Source organism: Kluyvera ascorbata ATCC 33433 (assembly GCF_000735365.1).
GTDB classification, from domain to species: domain Bacteria; phylum Pseudomonadota; class Gammaproteobacteria; order Enterobacterales; family Enterobacteriaceae; genus Kluyvera; species Kluyvera ascorbata.
On sequence record NZ_JMPL01000206.1, the window covers coordinates 1 to 3,502 of the forward strand.

At 56.1% G+C, this 3,502-nt stretch carries 3 protein-coding genes; 2 read left to right on the forward strand and 1 reads right to left on the reverse strand.

The features are described from left to right. The first annotated feature begins 170 nt into the window (after positions 1 to 170). Positions 171 to 1,502 carry an MFS transporter gene (locus GKAS_RS23010; RefSeq protein WP_051910844.1) on the forward strand — a complete coding sequence of 444 codons (1,332 nt, stop codon included), beginning with the start codon at positions 171 to 173 and terminating at the stop codon, positions 1,500 to 1,502. Here GKAS_RS23010 and GKAS_RS23015 read toward each other — a convergent pair. Then, the gene (locus GKAS_RS23015; protein WP_035897827.1) at positions 1,474 to 2,166 is read right to left on the reverse strand and encodes an IclR family transcriptional regulator; all 693 of its coding nucleotides are present in this window, start codon (positions 2,164 to 2,166) and stop codon (positions 1,474 to 1,476) included. The two genes, GKAS_RS23010 and GKAS_RS23015, sit on opposite strands and share 29 nt — an antisense overlap. A gap of 62 nt (positions 2,167 to 2,228) precedes the next feature. On the opposite strand from GKAS_RS23015, the gene GKAS_RS23020 reads away from it, so the two are divergent. After that, positions 2,229 to 3,502 (forward strand): FAD-dependent oxidoreductase (locus tag GKAS_RS23020; RefSeq protein ID WP_035897828.1); only part of this gene is annotated, 1,274 nt, incomplete at its 3' end.

Consider the following 3,502-nt stretch of genomic DNA (forward strand, 5'->3'; position numbering starts at 1 on the left):
TTCCCTCCCCCAAAACCTGAAACCGGTTTTATTCCTGTACAAATCTAAGACAGATCACACTTCTTAATATCTCGCTTTGCATCCCACTAAGTGTTTCTATAAAAGAAACAATAACAACAATGATATTACGCTTCGTACCCTTTAAAACCTCACATGATGAGAACACCACTATGTCAGAACAACCGATAACAGGATCTGCCACCCGTTCAACCGGACGGGTACGCTTCTTTGTGCTAGGCCTGGTGTTTATTAATATTATTATCAATTACATGGATCGAACCAACCTCTCGGTTGCCGCCACGCAAATGTCCGGAGAACTGCAGTTTACTCCGCTACAAATGGGGCTAATTTTTTCTGCTTTCGGCTGGATCTACGCCGCGCTACAGATCCCCGGTGGCTTTCTGATTGACCGCCTTGGCTCTCGCCTGGTTTATGGCGTTGGGCTGTTTATCTGGTCGCTGATTACCGCGCTGCACGCCGTCGCCAGTAGCTTTGGTTCACTGGTCGGCCTGCGTTTAGGGGTGGGGGCCTTTGAAGCACCGGTCATGCCGTCTAACAACCGCGTCATCTCTAGTTGGTTCCCGGAGCAGGAACGCGCGACCGCTATCGGCATCTACTCTTCTGCTCAATTTGTCGGGATGGCGCTGATGACGCCAGTGTTGTTCCACGTGCAGGATCTCTTCGGCTGGCGAGGTCTGTTTCTGATTACCGGCGTGGTGGGGATGATCTGGGGCGTGCTGTGGTACTGCGTCTACCGCGACCCGCTGGATCATAAATCGGTATCGAAAGCCGAACTGGATCACCTGCGCGAGGGCGGTGCCGTGATGGAAAGCCGCGAGAACGCCGCGAAGCGCCCGTTCAGTTGGCAGGATCTGGGGCTGATGTTCAAAAGCCGTAAGCTAATTGGCATCTACTTCGGCCAGTTCACCATCTCCGCAACCTTCTGGTTCTTCCTGACCTGGTTCCCGACGTACCTGGTGCAGTATCGCCATATGGACTTCATTAAATCTGGCTACGTGGCCTCCGTCCCTTACCTTGCAGCCTTCGTCGGCGTGCTGCTGGCAGGATTTGTTTCCGACCGACTGATCCGGCGTGGCGTCTCCACCAGCTTTGCTCGCAAAGCGCCGGTAATCCTCGGCATGGCGCTGACGCTGTTTATTCTCGGCGCCAACTACACCGATAACCCAACGCTCATCATCCTGTTTATGTCCATCGCCTTCTTCGGTAACGGCCTGGCGACAATTACCTGGGTGTTTGTGACCGCTCTCGCGCCACGTCATCTGATTGGCCTGGCAGGCGGCGTATTCAACTTTACCGGCGCACTCTCGTCCATCGTTGTACCGATTGCCATCGGCGCGCTGATCGACGGACACAACTTCGCCCCAGCGCTTGGCTTCATCGCCGTATTGGCCTGTCTGGGGATCTGCTCTTATCTGTTCGTGGTCGGAAAGATTGACCTCGACGGCGACAGCGCTATGCCGTCAACCGGTCGCAAAGCGTGACAAGTTCAGCCAGCCGCGAAGCCGTTTGCTCTGGGGTGACGTCGTACATCCCGGCAAAGGCCAGCGCGGCTTTATGCGAACCGAACTGGATAGGCTGCGCGAGGGACAACTCACCGTCATCGTGCGGCCAGACCACGTGCCCCTGCTGGCGCTGCTGCTGAAGAAACGGCGCAATACGTGCCATTTCATCGGCACTGAAGCGCGCAGCTAGCACCTCATCGCTTTCTGCTGCCAGCAGCGCAATACCGATGACCGACTGACAGGCCGGCATCATATGGAATCCCGCCAGCGCTTGGCTGATATGACTGCCGGGGCGGGAGTGGAAGATGTAGATAACCTGGTCCTCCCATAGGACACCCATGGCCACCACGATATCTTTCGGGGCATAGGTTTCCAGCAGAGGGAGGGCCTTTGAGAACAGCGTGGAACCGCGGATCGCCTGCGCCGCCAGCGCGTGGATACCAGGCCCTGGCAGGTAGCGACGCTGCTCATCCTGGGTAGTCAGACCGATAGCGGCCATGGTCATCAGCAGGCGATTCACGCGGGTTGGGTTAATGCCCATCAGGCGCGCCAGTTCGCGACAACCAATAGCCCGATCGCTGGAGACCAGATATTGCAGGCAGCGAATGCCGTCGATAAGGCTTTGATTAGGTTGAGACGACATAGCGGGATCCCATTTTTTTAAAGACTATTATTTTATCGCCAGAAAGGCAGGAATTACAATTTATGCAAATTTTTCAGCAAACCTATGAACGAGATTTTCCCCACCAAACGCTGCGCACCGATCTTCTGGTCGCTGGCGGCGGTCTGTCTGGGCTTTGCGCCGCCCTCGCCGCCGCCCGTGACGGTTTGCAGGTGGTCCTGGTGCAGGACCGACCGGTGCTCGGCGGCAACGCCTCCAGTGAAGTTCGTCTATGGGCTAACGGCGCTACTTCGCATATGGGCAACAACAACCGCTGGTCGCGTGAGGGGGGTATCATGGGCGAGATCCTCGAGGAGAATTTATGGCGTAACAAAGAAGGCAATCCGATGATGTTCGACCTACTGCTGCTGGATTTGGCACAGCGCGAGAAGAACCTTACTCTGCTGCTTAACACCGCCATTTATGCCGTGAACCGCGAAGGCCAGCGGATTACCGAAGCAACTGGTTTTAACGCCGTCAACGAAACCTTCTACCATATTCAAGCCACGCAGTTTTGCGATGCCACGGGTGATGGCGTGCTGGGGCATCTCGCTGGGGCAGAATACCGCATCGGTGCGGAAGATGCCGAAGAGCTGGGCGAAAAAATGGCTCCTGGCGACAATTTCGGTCACAAACTCGGTCACTCCATCTATTTCTATACCCGTAAAAGCAGCGAAGCGGTGAAGTTCGTGCCCCCCTCATTTGCCCTCCAGGATATTGAAGCTATTCCGCGCTACAAACGCTTGACCTCAACGCTTAACGGCTGCGATCTATGGTGGCTGGAGTGGGGCGGCCGACTTGATACCGTTCACGACAGCGAACAAATTAAGTGGGAGCTGTGGAAAATCGTCTGGGGCGTCTGGAATTACATTAAAAACTCCGGCGAGTTTCCGGAAGCTGAGAATTTGACCATCGAATGGGTTGGTTCTATTCCCGGTAAACGTGAAAGCCGCCGCTTTATCGGTGACCATCTGCTGTGCCAGCAGGACATCATCGAGCAGCGTGACCACTACGACGCGGTGGGCTACGGCGGCTGGTCTATCGACCTGCACCCGGCGGACGGCGTCTATAGCAAACATGACGGCTGCCGCCAGTTCCACAGCAAAGGCACCTACACCATTCCGTATCGCAGCCTCTACAGCCGCTCGCTGGACAATCTGTTCCTGACCGGTCGCCTGATTTCGGCTTCTCACGTGGCCTTCGGCAGCGCCCGCGTAATGTGTACCTGCGGGCTACTCGGCGAAGTCGTTGGCCGCGCCGCCGCGCTGTGCCAGCAGCATCAGCTCAGAGCGCCGCAGTTGGCGGAAGCGAATCACAT